At 66.2% G+C, this 17,725-nt stretch carries 17 protein-coding genes; 11 read left to right on the top strand and 6 right to left on the bottom strand.

Translation table 11 applies throughout. The features are described from left to right. Nucleotides 1-66: 66 nt before the first annotated feature. Nucleotides 67-399 carry a DUF1484 family protein gene (locus tag PATSB16_RS06115; RefSeq protein ID WP_047213171.1) on the top strand — a complete coding sequence of 111 codons (333 nt, stop codon included), beginning with the start codon at nt 67-69 and terminating at the stop codon, nt 397-399. Nucleotides 400-532: 133 nt separating this feature from the next. On the opposite strand, the gene hydA is transcribed toward PATSB16_RS06115, so the two are convergent. The 3 genes from hydA to PATSB16_RS06100 are packed head-to-tail and all read right to left on the bottom strand — an operon-like array spanning nt 533 to nt 4,065. Further along, the gene (gene hydA, locus PATSB16_RS06110; protein ID WP_047213170.1) at nt 533-1,996 is read right to left on the bottom strand and encodes a dihydropyrimidinase; all 1,464 of its coding nucleotides are present in this window, start codon (nt 1,994-1,996) and stop codon (nt 533-535) included. A gap of 12 nt (nt 1,997-2,008) precedes the next feature. Then, entirely contained in the window at nt 2,009-2,737 is a 729-nt protein-coding gene (locus PATSB16_RS06105; RefSeq protein ID WP_047213169.1) for a maleate cis-trans isomerase family protein, read from the bottom strand. Between the two features lie 32 nt (nt 2,738-2,769). Next, nucleotides 2,770-4,065 (bottom strand): MFS transporter, encoded by a 1,296-nt coding sequence (locus tag PATSB16_RS06100; protein ID WP_047213168.1) that lies wholly within the window; start codon nt 4,063-4,065, stop codon nt 2,770-2,772. Nucleotides 4,066-4,265: 200 nt separating this feature from the next. Here PATSB16_RS06100 and PATSB16_RS06095 point away from each other — a divergent pair, with 200 nt between their 5' ends. After that, complete coding sequence (locus tag PATSB16_RS06095) at nt 4,266-4,979, top strand: GntR family transcriptional regulator (protein WP_418303884.1); 714 nt, start codon at nt 4,266-4,268, stop codon at nt 4,977-4,979. A 39-nt stretch (nt 4,980-5,018) separates the two neighbouring features. Here the strand turns inward: PATSB16_RS06095 and PATSB16_RS06090 are convergent, their stop codons facing one another. Beyond that, nucleotides 5,019-5,435 (bottom strand): PilZ domain-containing protein, encoded by a 417-nt coding sequence (locus PATSB16_RS06090; RefSeq protein WP_047213167.1) that lies wholly within the window; start codon nt 5,433-5,435, stop codon nt 5,019-5,021. A gap of 133 nt (nt 5,436-5,568) precedes the next feature. After that, complete coding sequence (locus PATSB16_RS06085) at nt 5,569-6,042, bottom strand: MarR family winged helix-turn-helix transcriptional regulator (RefSeq protein ID WP_052892593.1); 474 nt, start codon at nt 6,040-6,042, stop codon at nt 5,569-5,571. 35 nt (nt 6,043-6,077) lie between these two features. Between PATSB16_RS06085 and PATSB16_RS06080 the strand changes: the two genes are divergently transcribed. From PATSB16_RS06080 to PATSB16_RS21265, 6 genes are all read left to right on the top strand, one after another. Next, complete coding sequence (locus tag PATSB16_RS06080) at nt 6,078-6,812, top strand: siderophore-interacting protein (RefSeq protein ID WP_047213165.1); 735 nt, start codon at nt 6,078-6,080, stop codon at nt 6,810-6,812. Between the two features lie 360 nt (nt 6,813-7,172). Continuing rightward, a complete protein-coding gene (locus PATSB16_RS06075) occupies nt 7,173-8,594 on the top strand; it encodes an outer membrane beta-barrel protein (protein ID WP_047213164.1) in 1,422 nt (473 codons plus the stop codon). 273 nt (nt 8,595-8,867) lie between these two features. Then, the gene (locus PATSB16_RS06070; protein ID WP_047213163.1) at nt 8,868-9,710 is read left to right on the top strand and encodes a hypothetical protein; all 843 of its coding nucleotides are present in this window, start codon (nt 8,868-8,870) and stop codon (nt 9,708-9,710) included. Between the two features lie 55 nt (nt 9,711-9,765). Further along, complete coding sequence (locus PATSB16_RS06065; protein WP_052892592.1) at nt 9,766-10,797, top strand: hypothetical protein; 1,032 nt, start codon at nt 9,766-9,768, stop codon at nt 10,795-10,797. A gap of 2 nt (nt 10,798-10,799) precedes the next feature. After that, nucleotides 10,800-11,570: a hypothetical protein gene (locus tag PATSB16_RS06060; protein WP_047213162.1), complete on the top strand. Its 771-nt coding sequence runs from the start codon at nt 10,800-10,802 to the stop codon at nt 11,568-11,570. A 67-nt stretch (nt 11,571-11,637) separates the two neighbouring features. After that, nucleotides 11,638-12,171 carry a putative RNA-binding protein gene (locus PATSB16_RS21265; protein ID WP_072628615.1) on the top strand — a complete coding sequence of 178 codons (534 nt, stop codon included), beginning with the start codon at nt 11,638-11,640 and terminating at the stop codon, nt 12,169-12,171. A 73-nt stretch (nt 12,172-12,244) separates the two neighbouring features. Here PATSB16_RS21265 and PATSB16_RS06050 read toward each other — a convergent pair whose 3' ends face one another. After that, on the bottom strand, nt 12,245-13,165 hold the full coding sequence (locus PATSB16_RS06050) for a LysR family transcriptional regulator (RefSeq protein WP_237170306.1): 921 nt from the start codon (nt 13,163-13,165) through the stop codon (nt 12,245-12,247). 280 nt (nt 13,166-13,445) lie between these two features. On the opposite strand from PATSB16_RS06050, the gene PATSB16_RS06045 reads away from it, so the two are divergent. The 3 genes from PATSB16_RS06045 to PATSB16_RS06035 all read left to right on the top strand — a co-directional run bounded on the left by PATSB16_RS06045 (nt 13,446) and on the right by PATSB16_RS06035 (nt 17,602). After that, entirely contained in the window at nt 13,446-14,561 is a 1,116-nt protein-coding gene (locus PATSB16_RS06045) for an NADH:flavin oxidoreductase/NADH oxidase (RefSeq protein WP_047213161.1), read from the top strand. An 80-nt stretch (nt 14,562-14,641) separates the two neighbouring features. Then, nucleotides 14,642-15,988: an MFS transporter gene (locus PATSB16_RS06040; protein ID WP_047213160.1), complete on the top strand. Its 1,347-nt coding sequence runs from the start codon at nt 14,642-14,644 to the stop codon at nt 15,986-15,988. A 129-nt stretch (nt 15,989-16,117) separates the two neighbouring features. Beyond that, complete coding sequence (locus tag PATSB16_RS06035) at nt 16,118-17,602, top strand: MFS transporter (protein ID WP_047213159.1); 1,485 nt, start codon at nt 16,118-16,120, stop codon at nt 17,600-17,602. Nucleotides 17,603-17,725 lie beyond the last annotated feature (123 nt).

The following is a 17,725-nucleotide window of genomic DNA, read 5'->3' as shown; positions in this document are numbered from 1 at the left end:
GGGTTGAGAGCCGGAACATCGACGGTCGATGCCGCCCGATAGGCGGCGTTTACTATTGGAGATTCCATGGCTCGCCATCCTGCTGCCCAACCCACCACCCCCTTCCCCCTCTCCCGCCAACGCGACCTGCTCGCCGAACTCGCCAGCCGACCCACGCTGGATCTTGCCTGCGCCCAACCGATCCTCACCGAACTCGAAACGCTCGCCGCCACCGTCGACGACGCGGTGCAGGCTGCCTGCCATGAATTGGCCGTGGTCAGCGAAGGGCTGGAAGGCTTGTTGGCACTGCTTGACGAGGCCGATCAGCAGCGGCTGACGGCGCGGCAGTTGCATACGCTGGTGGCGCCGCTCAAGCGGCAGCTCGATGCGGCCTGTGCGCCGGTGCGGCAGATGATTTGACGCTCGGTCGCGCGGCGCGCGGTTTGCCGCGCGGCTGCGAAGTGCGTATGCATTGGCAATGAAAAAAAGACCACGCGCAACACCCGTTCGGGTGTGCGGTGGTCTTTTTTGTTGCCCCGCTTTTGCGGTTGCGTTAGCCCCGTCGCGGCGGCTGCACGAACGCCGCCGGGGTGCCGCAGGGCAGGAAGCGCCCTGCGCCTGGCTCACCGACGAATTGGCCGTTGTCGCAGACGACTTTGCCGGCGGCGATGGTGAGTACCGGCCAGCCTTGCACTTCGGTGCCTTCGTACGGGGTGTAGTCGACGGCGTGGTGCAGGTCGCGGTTGCGGATGGTGACGCGCCGCTCGGTGTCCCATAGCACGAGGTCGGCGTCGGCGCCGACGGCGATGGTGCCCTTGCGCGGGTACAGGCCGTAGAGTTTGGCCGGCTCGGTGGCGGTCAGGGCGACGAAGCGGTGCACGTCGATCAGGCCGCTCATGACGCCGCCCGAGAACAGGAGCGGCAGCCGGGTTTCGAGGCCGGGGATGCCGTTGGGAATGTATTGGAACGGCTGTTCCTGCCCGTGCAGTTTCTTGCCGTGCGGGTCGTCGTAGCGAAACGGCGCGTGGTCCGACGAGAACACGCTGAACAGGCCGTCGGCGATGGCGTTCCAGACCACGTCGCGGTTTTGCGCGTCGCGCGGCGGCGGGCTGCACACGCATTTGGCGCCGTGGTAGCCGTGGTCGTCGAGGCCCAGGTCGTCGGCCGTGAGGTAGAGGTATTGCGGACAGGTTTCGGCGTAGATGCGCAGGCCCTGCCCGTGCGCCCAGCGAATCTGCTCGATGGCTTCGCGCCCCGAGACGTGCACGATCAGGATCGGCACGTCGACCAGTTCCGCGAAGGTGATGGCGCGGTGCGTGGCTTCGCGCTCCACCGCGCTGGGCCGCGACATCGCGTGGTAGCGCGGCGCGGTGTGCCCGGCCGCGGTGAGGCGGTCGGTGAGCCAGCCGATGCAATCGGCGTTTTCGGCGTGCACCATGACCAGCGCGCGGTGCTGGCGCGCGACGTCGAGCACTTCGAGAATCTGCCGGTCGTTGAGCTTGAGGTCGTCGTAGGTCATGTAGATCTTGAACGACGTGTAGCCCTGCGCGATCAGGCGCGGCAGCTCTTGCTCGAGCACCGCCGGGGTCGGGTCGCTGACGATCAGGTGAAACGCGTAGTCGATGGCGGCCTTGCCTTCGGCGCGGTGGTGGTAGTCGCTCACCGCGGCGGCCAGGGACTCGCTCTTGGCCTGCGCGGCGAATGGGATCACCGTGGTGGTGCCGCCGCAGGCGGCCGAGCGGGTGCCGGTGACGAAGTCGTCGGCCATGCGCATGCCGTCGGGCATGGGCTGGTCGAGGTGGCAGTGCGCGTCGACGCCGCCGGGTAGCACGAGGCGCCCGGCCGCGTCGATTTCCTGGCGCCCTTCGGGCAGGCGCCTGGCCAGGGCGGTGATCACGCCATCGCGCACGCCGATGTCACAGGTGAAGCGATCGGCCGCGGTGGCTACGTCGGCATGGCGAATCACCAGGTCGAAGCCGTCTTTGTCTGCCGCTGGTTCGGGGGTGTGCGATGGCATGTGCGGCCCTCCTTAGGCGACTTCCTGGAACAGCCGGCCCCAGCCCTTGACCTGGGTGGTGTCGAAGCCGGCCATGCGCAGCGATTTCCACACCACGGTGGCGATCGTGTCATAGATCGGAATGCCGGTTTCGCGCTCCAGCTCGGGCACCAGGTGCGCCGCCTTGAGGTTGGTGCAGAAGGTGGAAATGGCCTCCGGCCGCTCGCGCGCGACGTCGCGCACCATGCCGCGAATCTGGTCTTCGGTGACTTCGGAGAAGCTGAAGTTCACGTGCAGCCCCAGATGGCGCTCGGCCACGCACTGAAAACCCTCGCTGGCGTAGTTGCTGACGATTTTTTCCTGTACGTCGTCGAGGTACGGCGTGGCCAGCCCGAAGCGCTTAGCGCCGGTTTTTTCGAGGATCTCGTTGAGCGCGAGCACCGAGGTGGTGGCGGGAACGCCGGTGGCTTCGGTGATGCGCTCGCACAGGCGGCGGTCGGCCTCGAAGCCGAGCCAGCCCGAGGAGGTGCCGTTCCAGCCGATCACGTCGACCTTGGCGTCGGCCAGCAGCTTGGCGGCTTCGATGATCTTGCTGTCGTCGAACTGGCCGAGGGCGCGGTCCTTGAGCGAGATTTCCGTGACGGTAAAGCGGGAGAAATGGGCGGAGACGCCCGGCAGCCCGGCCACCATGGCGCTCGTCAATGGTTCGAGCGCGGTGTTGGACGAGGGGGTCAACATGCCCAGCAGAATACGTTTACTCATTTAAAGTCATGCTCCATCGAGGGTTCCGGTGTTTAGACCGGCAATTTGCGTTGATAGTCGATCAGCGTCGAGCACAGGAACAGGCCGATGCCCGCCGCCGCAAAGAACATCAGCGCGAGAAAATAGGAACCGGTGGCCTGCACGATCAGGCCCACGATAATCGGTACCGAGACGCCGGCGATGTTGCCGCCGAGGTTCATCGTGCCGCCCAGGAAGCCCACCTTGTTGCGGGTGCCGAGCAGCGACGGAATGCACCAGTACATGCCGCACCAGCGCAGGAAGAACAGCGTGGTGGAAAGCAGGATCACGACCATCATCGGCGTAGTCGCATAGGCCACCGAAAAGATCGACGCGGTGGCGATCAGCGCCGCGATGCCGAACAGCACGCGCATGACCTTGTTGGCGCTCGCGCCGCGCGCGCGCCATTGGTCGGCCAGCCAGCCGCCGAAGATTTCGCCGACGAATCCCGAGAAGAAGATGATGAAGGTCGCGCCGCCCATTTCCGCGATGTTCAGGCCCTGCACCTTGTTCAGGTAGGTCGGCATCCACGTCAGCAGTCCGTAGAAAAGCGCGTTGAAGCACATCCAGCCGAACACCATGCACCACACCGAGCGGTATTTGAAGAAGTCGAGGCTGCGCCCGCTGAGGTTGGCCGGCTCCTGGCTGTGCTCCTGCGCGGCGGCGGCCTCGATGCAGCTGGCTTCCTCGTCGTTGACGGCCGGATGCTCGCGCGGATGGTTGCGAATGTAATACCAGGCCAGCAGGCCGACCAGCATGGTGCCCACGCCGGCCACCACGAACGACAGCCGCCACGAGCCGATCACGGCGATCAGGCTGGAGATGATCACGGCCCCCAGCGCCGCGCCCAGCGGTGCGCCGCCGTCGAGCAGCGTGGCGCCTCGGCCGCGCTCGTGCGGGGTCATCCAGATCGCATTGAGCTTGCCGCCGGCCGGGTAGATCGGCGCTTCGGCGGCGCCCAGCCCGAGGCGCGTGAGCACCAGCGTGAAGGCACTGGTGCAGCCGGCCGCGATGGCCTGGAAGAATCCCCAGAAGACGGTGGCCAGCGCGATCACGATGCGCGGCTTGAAGCGGTCGGCCAGCATGCCGCCCGGAATCTGCATCAGCGCGTAGGTCCAGAAAAACGAGCTGAGGATGAACCCTTGCATGGCCGGGCTCAGATTGAATTCTTTCGATATCAGCGGCATCGCGACCGACAGCGAAGCCCGGTCGACGTAGTTGATTGATATCAGCATCAACATGATCAAGAAAATTTTCCAGCGTACGGTTGTCTTGGCCTGCGTAGGCACGGCAATAGACGGTGCGTCCATGTCCCCTCCTGTCGGTGTGTCGGAAATATTTGATACGGATCAGCCGGCCAAGCTGATGGTGCGACACGTGTCGAACGGAGTATATTATGATTAATCAATAATTACAAATTACATAACTTATTGATTTATTGTTATTTTTATAAAACGTAGGGTTTTGCCTTATGCTCTTGCCGGAATTCAATGCAAAGGGGATGCGGGGTATGGATGTCAAAGTTGACCCAGGCGTGGCGCGGCGCGCCAGCCTGCGCCGCAGCAGCATGCACGAGGCTACCGCACAGCGGCTGCGGGAGATGATCCAGGAGGGCGAGCTCGCCCCCGGGCAGCATATCAACGAGCGCGAGTTGTGCGAGGCGTTCGATATTTCCAAGACGCCGCTGCGCGAGGCGCTCAAGATTCTCACTCTCGAGGGGCACGTCACGCATCGCCAGCATATGGGGTTTCGGGTCGCGCCGATCGATCTGGACGAGCTCGCGTCGATCTTCGAAGTGCTGCACGGCCTGGAGGAAATGACGGGGCGCCTGCTGGCCGAGCGCATCGACGATGCGACGCTGGCGCGGCTGATGGAACAGCACCAGCGCATGGCCGGGTATCACCGCGACGGCAAGCGCCTGGCCTATTACCGCGCCAATCAGGAGATTCACGTGCAGCTGGTGGCCGCCACCGGCAACCCGGTGCTCGCTTCGATGTATGCGACGCTGATGGCCAAGGTGTATCGCGCGCGCGGCGTCGCCAATGCCGATGTGTTGCGCTGGCAGGAGTCGTCCGAGGAACATGAAGCGATCATGCAGGCGCTGCGCGAGCGCGATGCCGGGCGGCTGGCGGCGATCCTGCGTTTTCACTCGGAGCATACCGCGGCAGAGGTGATGAAGATCCTGCGCGGCCCGCTGGTCAAACGCTCGGGCGCGAAGGCTTGAGACCGGCGCCGGGACGACGCAGCGCCCGGCGAACGTCAATCAATATTCGCGGTACTCGCCGTCGCCCTCACCGGGTTCGGGCTCGGCCGAGCCGGTGAGCAGGAAGCGCCAGCTCGCGGCGTCGATGCTCTCGATATGGGCGCCCAGGCGATACCCGCCGCTGGTGCCGACGCGGTTGCGCACGGCCGCCTTGAGCGGCACGGCGACCGGCTGGCCCCGCCCCTCGCCGCGATCGCCCACCACCAGCAGGGTCAACGTGGCATTGAGCGGAATCGCCGCGTCGGTGATGATGCTCAGGCCTTCCCTGGAGATGTCCCAGACGCGGATGGTCGAGATAGCCCCCGCGAAGTCGAGCAGCGCGTGCCAGTTGACGCGGAATCGAGGCTCTTTGCGTCGCTCGGGAAAAACGGGCGAAAGGCCTAGTTTTGAAGCAATATCATTGGATATCGAGGCCATCGGTTCCCCCCGTGACTCCTCGGCGCCCAAACGATAGGGTTAACCGAGATCCCTCTGCCACCTCAGTCTAGCCATGGTCCGGTACACCCGCAACCGGGAAAACCCTCGGTGCCGGGCGCGATGCCGGCGCGCCCTACTCGGGCTCGGCTTCGAGATTGGTTTGCACCTGCGCGAGCAGCGCCGCCAGTTGGCGGCCATCGGCGTCGCTCAAGCCGGCCATTGCGCGGCGCGCCAACTCGGCGCCCTGCGCGTGCACCGCGCGGTGCATGGCTTTGCCGGCCGCGCTCACATGCAGCCGGGTGCTGCGCCGGTCGTTTTCGTCGAGCTCGGCCTCGAGCAGCCCCTTGTCACGCAGCCCCCGGATCAGCCGGGTCAGTTGCGCCTTGTCGCGCCCGGAATGCGCGGCCAGGTCGCTCTGCGTGGCGCCGGGGTGCCGCGAAAAGTATCCGAGCACCTTGTCTTCCATATGCGTGAGTTCGTGCGGGCCTTCGCGCAACGCGCGATATTGCCGCGACCGGTACAGATGCATGATGGTGTGGATCGACTCGAAAACCTCGTCAGGCGAGGCATCCGGCATCTGGTTGACTTTATCAACTTGTTTTCGCATAATGGGTGACATTATCAACCAATTTGGAGAAGGCGATGGAAAACGCGATCGGCACGCGCCGCGTGCGCCGGGTCCGTTATGAATTGCAGCATCGGGAGGTCGAGGTTGCTCGTGTCGAGGCGCTGGGCCCCAATTTCGTCACGATCACGTTCACGGGCGAGGCGCTCGAAGGCTTTGCGTCCGACTCGTTCGACGATCATATCAAACTCATGGTGCTCGATGCGCAGGGCGAGCCGGTGGGGCGCCACTATACGCCGCGCCGCTTCGACGCGGCCGCGCGCGAGCTGACCATCGAGTTCGCGCGGCATGGCGCGGGCGCGGCTTCGGCCTGGGCGCGCAGCACCCGCCCCGGCGAGCCTGCGATCGTCGCCGGCCCGCGCGGCTCGCTGATCATTCCCACCGACTACGACTGGCACCTGCTGGCGGGCGACGCCACCGCCCTGCCCGCCATCAGCCGGCGCCTGGAGGAGCTGCCGGCAAACGCCCGCGCCATCGTGGTGGCGCTGGGCGAGCCCGGCGACCGGCGCGAGTTTGCCAGCCGCGCGCAATGCGACGTGCGTTGGGTCACGGGTGCCGATGCCTTCCTGGCCACCCTGGGCGCGCTGCGGCTGCCGCCCGGCGAAGGCTTTGCCTGGTGCGCGGGCGAGGCCGCGGTGATGGCCAAAACGCGCGAGATCCTGCTGCGCGAGCACGGCCTGCCGAAAGAGGCGATGCGCGTGGCGGCCTACTGGAAACAGGGCGCGTCGAGTTTTCACGAGCACCTGGAATAGGCAGGCGGGTGGCGCGGTAATCGCGCCCTCGCCGCCTCCTTATCCTCATTCTGCCCTCACTCCCGCCTTCCCCCTTCGCCTGCGCCATTGCCGCAACCCGCAGCCCGGCCACGCCGTCAAGCGCGGCGGGGCCGGGTCTGTGGGCCGCCCGCAACGTCACCCTCAAGGTGACGAAGTAACTGCAAACTGTTTGTAAAAAATCAAACTCCCCGGCCACTCCGCCGACTATGCTGGCTCGACAAGTGAGCGCACCATGCGCGTGCGGTTGTCGCCCAACACCGCAGCATGGCGCCGGGAGAAACGAAGATGTCGAACAAGCGCGCAAAAACGGGGAAAACCACGGCGGCAGGATGCCGGAGCATGGCGCGGCGAGCGCCGGAGGCCAACTGGCTGAGCCGGCATCACAGAACGGTGCTGTCGCTGGTGGCCGCTGCCCTGGTGTGGTCGGTCCCGGCGCTCGGCCAGGAACTGGTGCCGCAATCGCCGACCGCCGATCAGCCCTCGCCATCGGCGCAAGTGCCCAGCCTGCCGGCGCAGGCGCCGGTCGACAACGCCGTGCCCGGCAAGGCGCCGGACCGGGTTCCGACGCCAGCCAGCCAGGTGAGCCCGGCCGGCACGCCATTCTCGCTCGGCTCGTATTTGCTTTACCCGGAGATCGACGCGACATGGATGTACGACAGTAACGTTTTTTTCTCACCCAAAGACACACGGCTGAGCGACCGCGCCTGGGTTTTCTCGCCGGCGCTGTGGGCGCTGTCGAACTGGACCAAGCATGAACTGGATTTTCATGCATCGCTCGATAGCACGCGCTATTCGACCTATACGTCGGAAAACTCGAACGACTACCATTTGAGCGCGGAAGGCCGCTACGATTTCAGCTCCGACACCAACGTCTATGGCGGCGTGCATTTCTCGCAGGAGCATGAAGACCGCGAGTCGCCCTCCGCGCGCAATGGGCTGACGCCCACCCAGTACCACCAGTTGCGCCTGTACGGCGGGGTGTTTCATCAGTTCGGCCGCGTGTCGGTGCGGGTGGCCGGCACGGCCCAGCAACTGACTTACAACAACGTCAACTTCCTCACCGGCAGCGGCGTGATCAACATCATCAACAATCACGATCGCGACCGCTGGCAATATACCGGCGGGGTGCGCGTGGGGTACGAGATCACGCCGCGTGTCGAGCCTTACGTGCAGATCGCCTTCGACAACCGCCGCTATAACGACGCGGTGGACGATCTGGGTTATCAGCGCGACTCGAGCGGCATGCGCTACCTGGCGGGCGTACGGTGGAACATTCCCCGGGTGCTCAAGCTCGACGCGTTTGCCGGATGGATGCAGCAGGATTACCAAGACCCGCGCTTTGCCAATGTCAGCGCGCCAGTGATTGGAACCGCGCTGCAGTGGTCGGCTACCAGTCGCACCTCCGTGACCGCGTACCTCGACCGGACCATCGAGGAAACCACCGTGACCTCGACGCCGTCGCCCAGCGTGGTGCTGGTCTCGTCGAGTTACGTCAACACCTATGCGTCCCTGGGCGTCGAGCAACAGCTGACCGGCAAGCTGACGGTGCGCGGCACGGGCTCGCTGTCTCACGTCGCCTACAAGGGCCTGCCCCGCACCGACGACTACTACGGGGTCACGCTCGGGCTGGTCTATCGTTTGCATCGGAACCTGTATTTCGACCTGAGCGTCACCGGGCGCAGGCTGAACTCGAGCGTGCCCACCGAAGACTTCAATCAATACACCGTGATGGCCCGCGTGGCGATTCCGTTCTCGCACTGATCCGCGCCAACTTCTCCCGGGTTCGACGGCGCGCCGGCACCGATTTGCCGGCGCGCCGCCGCATGCCTGGGCCGCGGCGACTGGGGCTTTCGGCGCATTCCTTCGGGCCTTGATCAAACCCGGCAAACAGGATGCGAGACCCTTGATTATCGTCAATATCCTGGCTGCGCCAACTGCAAAAATGTAATCGAGTGATATGGGCCATTTCAGGTGAATTGGATCCCCCCGCAACCATTGAGCGCACTCAATCAACCACAAGCAGAGAGGAATGTCATGTCCATCAAGACCCTACCCCTGAGCAAGATTGCCATTGCCGCCGCAGCGTCGCTGGGCATGGCCCTCAGCATAAGCAGTTCGGCCCCGAATTGGCTGGCGTCGATCGCGCCGGTGTCGTCCGCGCACGCCCAAAGCGGCACATCCAAAGGCCAGGGCGGCCCGGGCGCCGATCGCGGCAGCAAGGGCAAGCACGGCTCGTCGACCGAACCCGGCGCGAGCGGCTCCGGCCAAGGCGGCCCGAGCTCCGACAGCGACGCCAAGGGGCCGAAATACGGCGGTGGCGGCTCCAAGCCGGCGCCCGGTACGCAAGGCGGCAAACCCGCCTGGGCTCAGGAAGGGATTCCTTCGGATCTCGAACTGGGTCGCCTGAACGTGGCCCGCGCGCCGTCCCATGTGCTCGACCGCTCGCTCGCCGATGCGCTCTCCAGCATGCAGCCGGCGTTCTACAACCAGGTGCTGGCGATCGCCGACAACGCGAGCCTCACCATGGATCAGAAGGTCGCCGCATTGCAGACGCTGGTCAAGTCGACCTTTACCGACACGTCGATCGTGATGGTCGACTCGCCGCTGCAAAACCTGGCGCTCTACAAAGACATGCTGAGCACTGGACAGATCGTCAGCGCCTCGGGCACCTACGACGCCAACACGGCCACGCGCTCCCTGCTGCTTGCCGCGGTCTTCATTGGCACGGCATCCGACAAAACGTTGCCGGTGAGCACCGCGACGGTCGACGCGGTCAACAAGATCATGTCGCTGACGTTGCCCGCCGGTGTCTCGGATGCCGATCTGGGTGCGGCAGCCGAAGCGGTGCGCGCCGCGATTGCGGAAGCGCATGGTTGATCGCCCCGCCCGCCACTCTCCAGGCCACTCGCCATCGATTGCTCGAGTCACGACAATGAACGCTGTCATTCAACATAAGTTGCGCGTCACGGCAGTCGCCCTGGCGATCATCGGCACGCCGCTGCTGGCATCACGGCTGGCCGGCGTGCCGATCATGCCTGGCGTGATCGGTATCGCACATGCCCAGGACGCCGGCGGCGGTCACGACAGTGGCGGCGGCAGCAGCGGCAGCGGGGGCCATGACAGTGGCCGCACCGGCGGCCACGATAGCGGTGGCGGCAGCAGCGGCCACGGTGGTGGCGGCGGCGGACACGGCGGCGGCGGTAGCGGCGGCGGGCACGAAGGCGGCGGCGAAACCGGGGGAACGGTCGAAAAAGGCCACGGCACGCGATACGGTCACCAAGGCCACGAGAGCGGCCAGCACCAGGGTGCCATCTCGCACCCGACGCCGGGCCCCGACCGTTTCGGCGGCGGCAGCGGCGTGCGCGGCAACAGCCAGGTGCCCGAAGGCGTTGGGCGCTACGGCAGCGGCGCGGCGAGCATGCAGGACGTTGGCCGCACCCGCCTGCGTTACTGGGGCGGATGGTCCAACCCGAGCGATCCGTCGACCCCGCCCGACTCGGGCACCGAGACGACCGATCCGGGCACCGGCACCACGACGTCCGACTTCATCCCGGGCCCCGGCGGCGGTCCGGCCGTCAACGTGCGCGGCTCGCTCGACAGCTCGCCGCGCTGCCAGGGCGTGGGCCCCGGCATGCCGGCCGCGCAGCAATTCAGCGGCGGCAATCTGTTACGCCTGAACGAAGCGCGTGGCGAGGTCGACCCCGCGCTGGCCGCCAGCGGCAAGATCGCGGCCCCTTATCTGATGGGCAATCTGCAAAACGAATTGATCAAGCCCACACCGAATCCCGAACTGGCAGGCACCCTGCTCGGGCTGGTGGCCAAGACGCCGGTCACGCCGGCGGCCGTCAAGAGAATCGGCTTTCTGCTGTGCGCCAGGATGAGTGACACACAAGCCGACCAGATTGCCAAGGTCGCCGAACAACAACGAGCCGCGCTCGCCGCCGCACCCACCCCCGGGAAATGAACATGCGAAGTTTGGCCAACCGACTATGCCGGCAATGGACATTGCCGCTGACTTTCGTGCTCGCCATCGCGGCGGCAACGCTGCCCGATGCCGGCGCGCAAGGCCGCGCCAGCACCGCCACGGGCCCCTCCAATGGCACGCTCGGCGGCGGGGCGAACGGCGCCTCCAATCGCGGCGGCGCGGGTGGCGTGAGCAACCCGAGCCCGGGCGCCGGCGCGGGCTCGGCCATCAATGGCGGCGGCGCAAGCGGGCGTACGCCGCAAGCGACCGAGTCGTCCCGGCAAGGCTATCTCGGCGGGCGCACCACGCCCGTGGTCACGCCGCCGCCGGAGACACCGCCGAGCACGTCGACCACGGTGCCGGTCGCACCGTTGACGGTGCTGTCGGTCAGCCAGTTCGGCAAATGCGCGCATTCGGCCACACTCGCGTCGCCGCAGGCGCGCCTGAGCGGCAACAATCTCGCACGCATCGACGCACTCGCCGACGGGCTGATGCCGGGCACCCGGCAAGGCGCGCAAACGGCCCGTTATTTGCTGGCCGACATGCAGGCCGAACTGGAAAAGCCGGATCCCGATCCGCTGCTCGCCGGCACGTATCTGGGCATGATCTCGGTGCGGCCGGTGACGGCGGATCTGGTGTCGGTAGTGAGCGAATCGCTGTGCGCGCCGCCCCTGCCGCCAAGCCGAGCGCACGCCATCGCCGCGATCGCCGAAGCACAGCGGCTCAAACGGCTATCGCCATCCGGTACACCGGGTGGCACGCCAAAGCAGTAATCACCCCCCTATTTTTAGATTTATCACCCCGCGGGCGATTGCCCGCACGCAAAAATTGGAGAGCACCATGAAATCACGCAAATTGCTTGGTTCGTTGGCCGTGTCGTCGACCCTCGTTTTGCTGTTGGGCGCAAACGTCGGCATCGCCACCGCGCAGGACCGGATTCAGGATCGCACCCAGGATCAGACAAAAGACCAGTTGCAGGACAGGGATCGCCTGCAGGACAAGGATCAGTTGCAGGACAGGGATCGCCTGCGGGACAAGGACCAGCTCCAGGACAAGGATCGCCTGCAAGACCGTACCCGCGACCGCACGCAAACGCAATCGCGCGACACCATCTATGGCAGCCAGTTGATGACGCAGCGCGAACGCAATGAATATCGCGCCAGAATGCGCGCGGCGAAAACCGCACGCGAGCGCGAAACCATCCGCCTGCAACATCACCGCCAAATGCAGGAGCGCGCGCGCGAACGCGGCGTGACCCTGCCGGATATGCCGCCCGCGCGCGGCAATAGCACCGGCCGTGGTGGCTACGGTGGCGGTATGGGCGGAGGTATGGGCGGAGGTATGGGTGGTGGCGTCGGTGGCGGCGGCCGTTAAGGCGATCCGTCCCTGCCGGCCACGAGGCGCGCACTGCACTCGTGGCGGCTGATCCGCATATGAAAGAACCTCACTAAGAGGCCCGCTTGCGCGCCTGTTCGAGATGATCGACGAGCATGCGCGCGGGCAGCGGCAGCGTCTCGAAATTGCGCGCGAGCAGCAGCAGCGGCCGCATTGCCCACGGGTCTTCGAGTTTCACGACGCGCAACGGCGCGGAGTGAAGATAGGGCCGTACGCTGTCTTCGGGCAGCACGCCGAGCCCGAGACCGGCGCCGACCATATTGCGCACCCCCTCGAAGCTGGTCACCTCGATGCGCACACGCAGGCGCTTGCCGCTGCGCTCGGCCGCGGCGCGGCATAGCTTGGAGATCGAGGTGCCGTGCTGCATGCTGACGAACTCGTCGTCGAGCGCCTCGGCGAACTCGATGCTCGAGCGCGTCGCCAGGCGATGGTCGGGCGGCACGATCAGCACCAGCGTGTCGGTACTGTAGGGCCGCCACTGCAGGTCGCCCAACGTGCCGGGCGTGGCCGAACATAGCCCCAGATCGGCGATGCCGCTGGCAATCGCCTGCACCACTTCGTCGCTGCGCTTCTCGACCATGTCGACGCGTACTTCCGGGTTGGCGCGCAAAAACGAATGCAGCGGCCCGGGCAGATACTGAACCATCGCCGTGAAGTTGACATAGATGCGGGTATGGCCGCGCAGGCCTTCCGAGTATTCGGACAACTCGTCGGCGATCTGCTGCAGATGTTCGATCATGCGCCGGGCATGGCGATAGAGCGCCTCGCCGGCCGGCGTGGCCTGGACCCCGCGGCTGTGGCGATACAGCAGCAGCGTGCCGGCGTCGCTCTCCAGGTCTGAGACGCGCTTGCTGACCGCCGAGGCGACCAGATGCGTGCGCACCGAGGCGGCGGCGATGCTGCCCTCCTCGACGACCGCCACGAAAATGCGCAGCGATTCCATGTCGAAACGCAGCGGGCGATCGGTTCCCATGCGCATTTTTACTCCTCCGATGCGGGTTTTCCCGTAGAAATTTACGATGCGCGCCATCGCGGACGGCGATGGCTGCATTGAACATTGAGAAGTTCCCAAAACGCTCGGCAATCCCCATCCTTATGGGCGTTAGCGCATCGGCCAGGATGCGCCGAGCATCGCGTAATACGATTCTAAGTCGGCGCGGCGGCTTTGTCCCGCCTCTCGCGCCCGCGTGCCCGGCGAGCCGGTCCGAATGCCATGGAACTTCATTCGCCGTGCACGAGGAATTCGTTTTTTGATGAGCGCACCACTTTTTTCGCCGTTTGAACTCGGGCCGCTCAAGCTCGAGAACCGTATCGTCATCAGCCCAATGTGCCAATACAGCGCGCTCGACGGCTCGGCCAGCGCCTGGCATCGCACGCACATCGGCAATCTGTCGCTCAGCGGCGCCGCCCTGTTGCTGCTCGAGGCCACCGCGGTGGAAGCCGCCGGGCGCATCACGCCGTTCTGCCTGGGCCTGTATTCCGACGCCAACGAGCAGGCGCTCGCCAAGGTGCTCGAGGAAGTGCGTGAATTCAGCGCTATGCCGATCGGCATCCAGCTGTGCCATGCCGGACGCAAGGCATCGAGCGAGCCGCCCTGGCGGGCCGGCAAGTTGATCCCGTCGGCCCAGGGCGGCTGGCAAACCTACGGACCCTCGGCGCTGGCGCACAACGATGGCGAGGAGCTCCCGGCCGAGCTCGACCGCGCTGGACTGGCGCGCGTTCGCGAGGCGTTCGTCGCCAGCGCGCGGCGCGCGGCCCGCCTGGATCTGGCCGCCGTGGAACTGCATTTCGCGCATGGCTATTTGCTGCACCAGTTTCTCTCGCCGCTGGCCAACCAGCGCGGCGACGAATACGGCGGCTCGCTCGAGAACCGCATGCGCTTTCCGCTCGAAGTGTTCGATGCCGTGCGTGCCGTCTGGCCCGCCGGCAAGCCGCTGGGCGTGCGCGTGTCGGCCACCGACTGGGTCGATGGCGGCTGGGACCTGACGCAAACCATCGAGCTGGCCCAGCGCCTGCGCGAGCGAGGCTGCGACTGGATCGACGTGTCCACGGGCGGCGTCTCGCCGCGCCAGCAGATTGCGCTCGGGCCGCACTACCAGATGCCGTTCGCCCGCGCCGTGCGCGAAGCGGTCGGCATGCCGACCATCGGCGTCGGTCTGATCACCGATGCGCAGCGCGCCGACCAGGCGATTCGCGACGGCGACGCCGACCTCGTCGCGCTGGCGCGAGCCATCCTGTGGGATCCGCGCTGGCCATGGCACGCCGCGGCCGCGCTGGGCGCCACGCTCAAGGCGCCGCCGCAGTACTGGCGCTGCGAGCCGCGCGGGACCTCGCGCGTGTTCGACGGCGCATCATTCGGGCAACGTTAATCGCAGTAAACCAAACCGGCGTAGCATCGCAGCCACACCGATTCACCGTATCACCAGCAGGAACGACGAAGGAGACATTCATGGAACAAGGACAATTGGCGGCAGGCGCCGGCTCGCGCTGGAACAGCGGCCTCACGGCAATGCACTGGCGCGTGCTCAAGGCCAGCTTTCTGGGCTGGATTTTCGATGGCTACGAGGCGCTGGCGCTCGTTGTCGTACTCGGGCCGATGCTGCATTCGGTGCTCACGCCGGCACAGGCGGCCTCGCCGACGATCTATGCCGGCACGGTGATCGGCATCACGCTGCTGGGCTGGGGCGTGGGCGGCCTGGTCGGCGGCATCCTGGCCGACTACGTCGGGCGCAAGCGCATGATGCTGTGGTCGGTTTTCCTGTATGCGATGTTCTCGGGCCTGACCGCCTTTTCGCAGAGTTTCTGGGTGCTGTGCTCGCTGCGTTTCCTGACCGGCCTGGCGATGGGCAGCGAGTGGAGCACCGGCATCGCGCTGCTGTCTGAAACCTGGCCCGAGCGGGCGCGCGCCAAGGGCGCCGGCTTCCTGCAATCGGGCTTCGGCTGGGGCACGCTGATCGCCGCGGTGGCCTGGTATGCGCTGTCGAGCACGCATCCGATGGGCGCCGAAACCTGGCGTCTGATGTTCGTACTGGGCGCGCTGCCGGCCTTCGCGGTGCTGTACCTGCGGCGCGGCATCAACGAGTCGGAAAAATGGCAACGCGCAGTGCGCGAAAAGCGCTGGGGTGCGACCGGCGCCGAGCCGAGCGCCGCAACGGCCTCCGGCAAGCGCCCGTTCACGCTGACGCAATTGTTCACCGAGCGCGAAGCGCTGCGCCGCACGGTGATCCTGCTGGTGCTGTCGATCGTCACGACGGTCGGCTGGTGGGCCATCTCCAGTTGGCTGCCGGGCTACTCCATCGCACTGGCCAAGGCCGAAGGCGTGGCCAATCCGGTGTCATGGGGCTCGAAGGTGTCGATCTCGTACACCGTGGGCGCCATCGTCGCCTACATGATCGCGGGCTTCATCGTCGACGCGATTGGCCGTCGCACCTTCCTGTCGCTGACTTTCATCGGCGCGCTGGCCACCACGATCGTCACCTACAAGATGACCAGCAGCGTCGAGGCGATGATGATCATCGCGCCGATCAACGGCTTCTTCACGCTGGGCTGCGCCTATGTGTGGATGGCCATTTATCCGTGCGAACTGTTCACCAGCACCGTGCGCTCGACCGCGATCAGTTTTGTGTTCAACGCGGCGCGCTTGATCGCCTGGGTGTTCCCGATCATTGCCGGGACCATGATCAAATCGTTCGGCGGCGTCTCGCATGCGGCGCTGGCGATGGGTTCGGTCTACGTGCTGGGCATTTTCCTGCCGTGGTTCCTGCCCGAGACGCGCGGCGCCGGCATGCCTGACTGAAGGCGACGGCGGCCCGCGCCAGCGGGTTGCCGCCAACGATGGGCCGGCCGCCCTCGGGCGGCCGTTGCCGACGCGGGTTGTTATCATCGTGTTCGATGGCCGGTCACGCCGGCCGCTTCGAGCAGACCGATGCCCCCGCACGTGCCGCACTCCAAGTCCCGAAGCGCATCCCCGCGCCCCTCGGGCATCATCGACACAGACCTGCCCGCACGGCTCGACCGTTTGCCGTGGGGCCGCTTTCACCGGCTGATCGTCGTCGCGCTGGGCATCACATGGCTGCTCGACGGTCTCGAGGTGACACTGGCCGGTGCGGTGGCCAGCGCCTTGCGCACCAGCCCCGCCCTGCATCTGAGCAATACCCAGATCGGCCTGACCGGCAGCGCCTATATCACCGGCGCGGTGCTCGGCGCGCTGGGCTTCGGTTGGCTCACCGACCGGCTCGGGCGGCGCAAACTGTTCTTCGTCACCCTCACGCTGTATCTGGCGGCTACCGCGGCCACCGCTTTGTCGTGGAGCTTCGCGAGCTTCATCGCGTTCCGCTTTTTGACCGGCGCCGGGATCGGCGGCGAGTATGCGGCGATCAATTCGACCATTCAGGAATTCACGCCGGCACGCGTGCGCGGCTGGACCGACCTGGCGATCAACGGCACCTTCTGGGTCGGCGCGGGCCTGGGCGCGGCCGGCTCGCTGGTGCTGCTGGCGCCCGGCGCGCTGCCGCCCGACTGGGGCTGGCGCGCCTGCTTCCTGCTGGGCGCGGCGCTCGCGCTGGTGATCCTGCCGATGCGCGCGTGGATCCCGGAAAGCCCGCGCTGGCTGGTGCTGCGCGGCGAGCAGGCGCGCGCCCACACCATCGTCGACGGCATCGAGACCCGCTTGCGCGGTGCCGGCCACGTGTGGGACCAGACGCCGGCGACACGCCTGCGATTGCGCGCGCGCGGCCATACGCCGCTGCGCGAGGTATTCGACGTGCTGCTTCGACGCCATCGCCGCCGCGCGCTGGTGGGCCTGTCGCTGATGAGCGCGCAGGCGTTCTGCTACAACGCGATCTTTTTCACTTATGCGCTGGTGCTGACCGATTTCTACGGCGTGCCGGGTGCGCGCGTCGGCTGGTATCTGCTGCCCTTCGCGCTGGGTAATTTTCTGGGCCCGCTGGTGCTCGGCCGGTTGTTCGACGTGCTCGGCCGCCGCACCATGATCACCCTGACCTACGCGCTCTCCGGCGTGCTGCTGGCGCTCAGCGGCTACCTGTTCGCCCAGCACTGGCTCACGCTGACGACGCAGACGATCGCCTGGATGGTGATCTTCTTCTTCGCCTCGGCAGCCGCCAGCTCGGCCTACCTGACGGTGAGCGAATCGTTCCCGCTGGAAATCCGCGCACTGGCGATCGCCGTGTTCTACGCGTTCGGCACCGCGCTGGGCGGCATCGCCGGCCCCGCCGTATTCGGCCATCTGATCGCCACCCATCAACGGGGCGACGTTTTCACCGGTTACCTGGTCGGCGCGGCGCTCATGGTGGCCGCCGCGCTCATCGAAGCACGCTGGGGTCTCGACGCCGAGCGCCGCCCACTGGAGGAAGTCGCGGCGCCGCTGTCGCGTGTCAATGAATCGGAATGAAGCACGCCCGCAAGAGACGCTTCCATCGCATTCATTTGCTACGGATAACGATATAAATAGAATCAAATAAATCGGTTATCCGATCCTATTTCGATAGTTCACAGCGGCGTGCGCCTTTCTCTC

Source organism: Pandoraea thiooxydans (assembly GCF_001931675.1).
Classification (GTDB): Bacteria; Pseudomonadota; Gammaproteobacteria; order Burkholderiales; family Burkholderiaceae; genus Pandoraea; species Pandoraea thiooxydans.
Note: the sequence above shows the minus strand (reverse complement) of the source record. Positions and strands in the feature narration are given on the sequence as shown.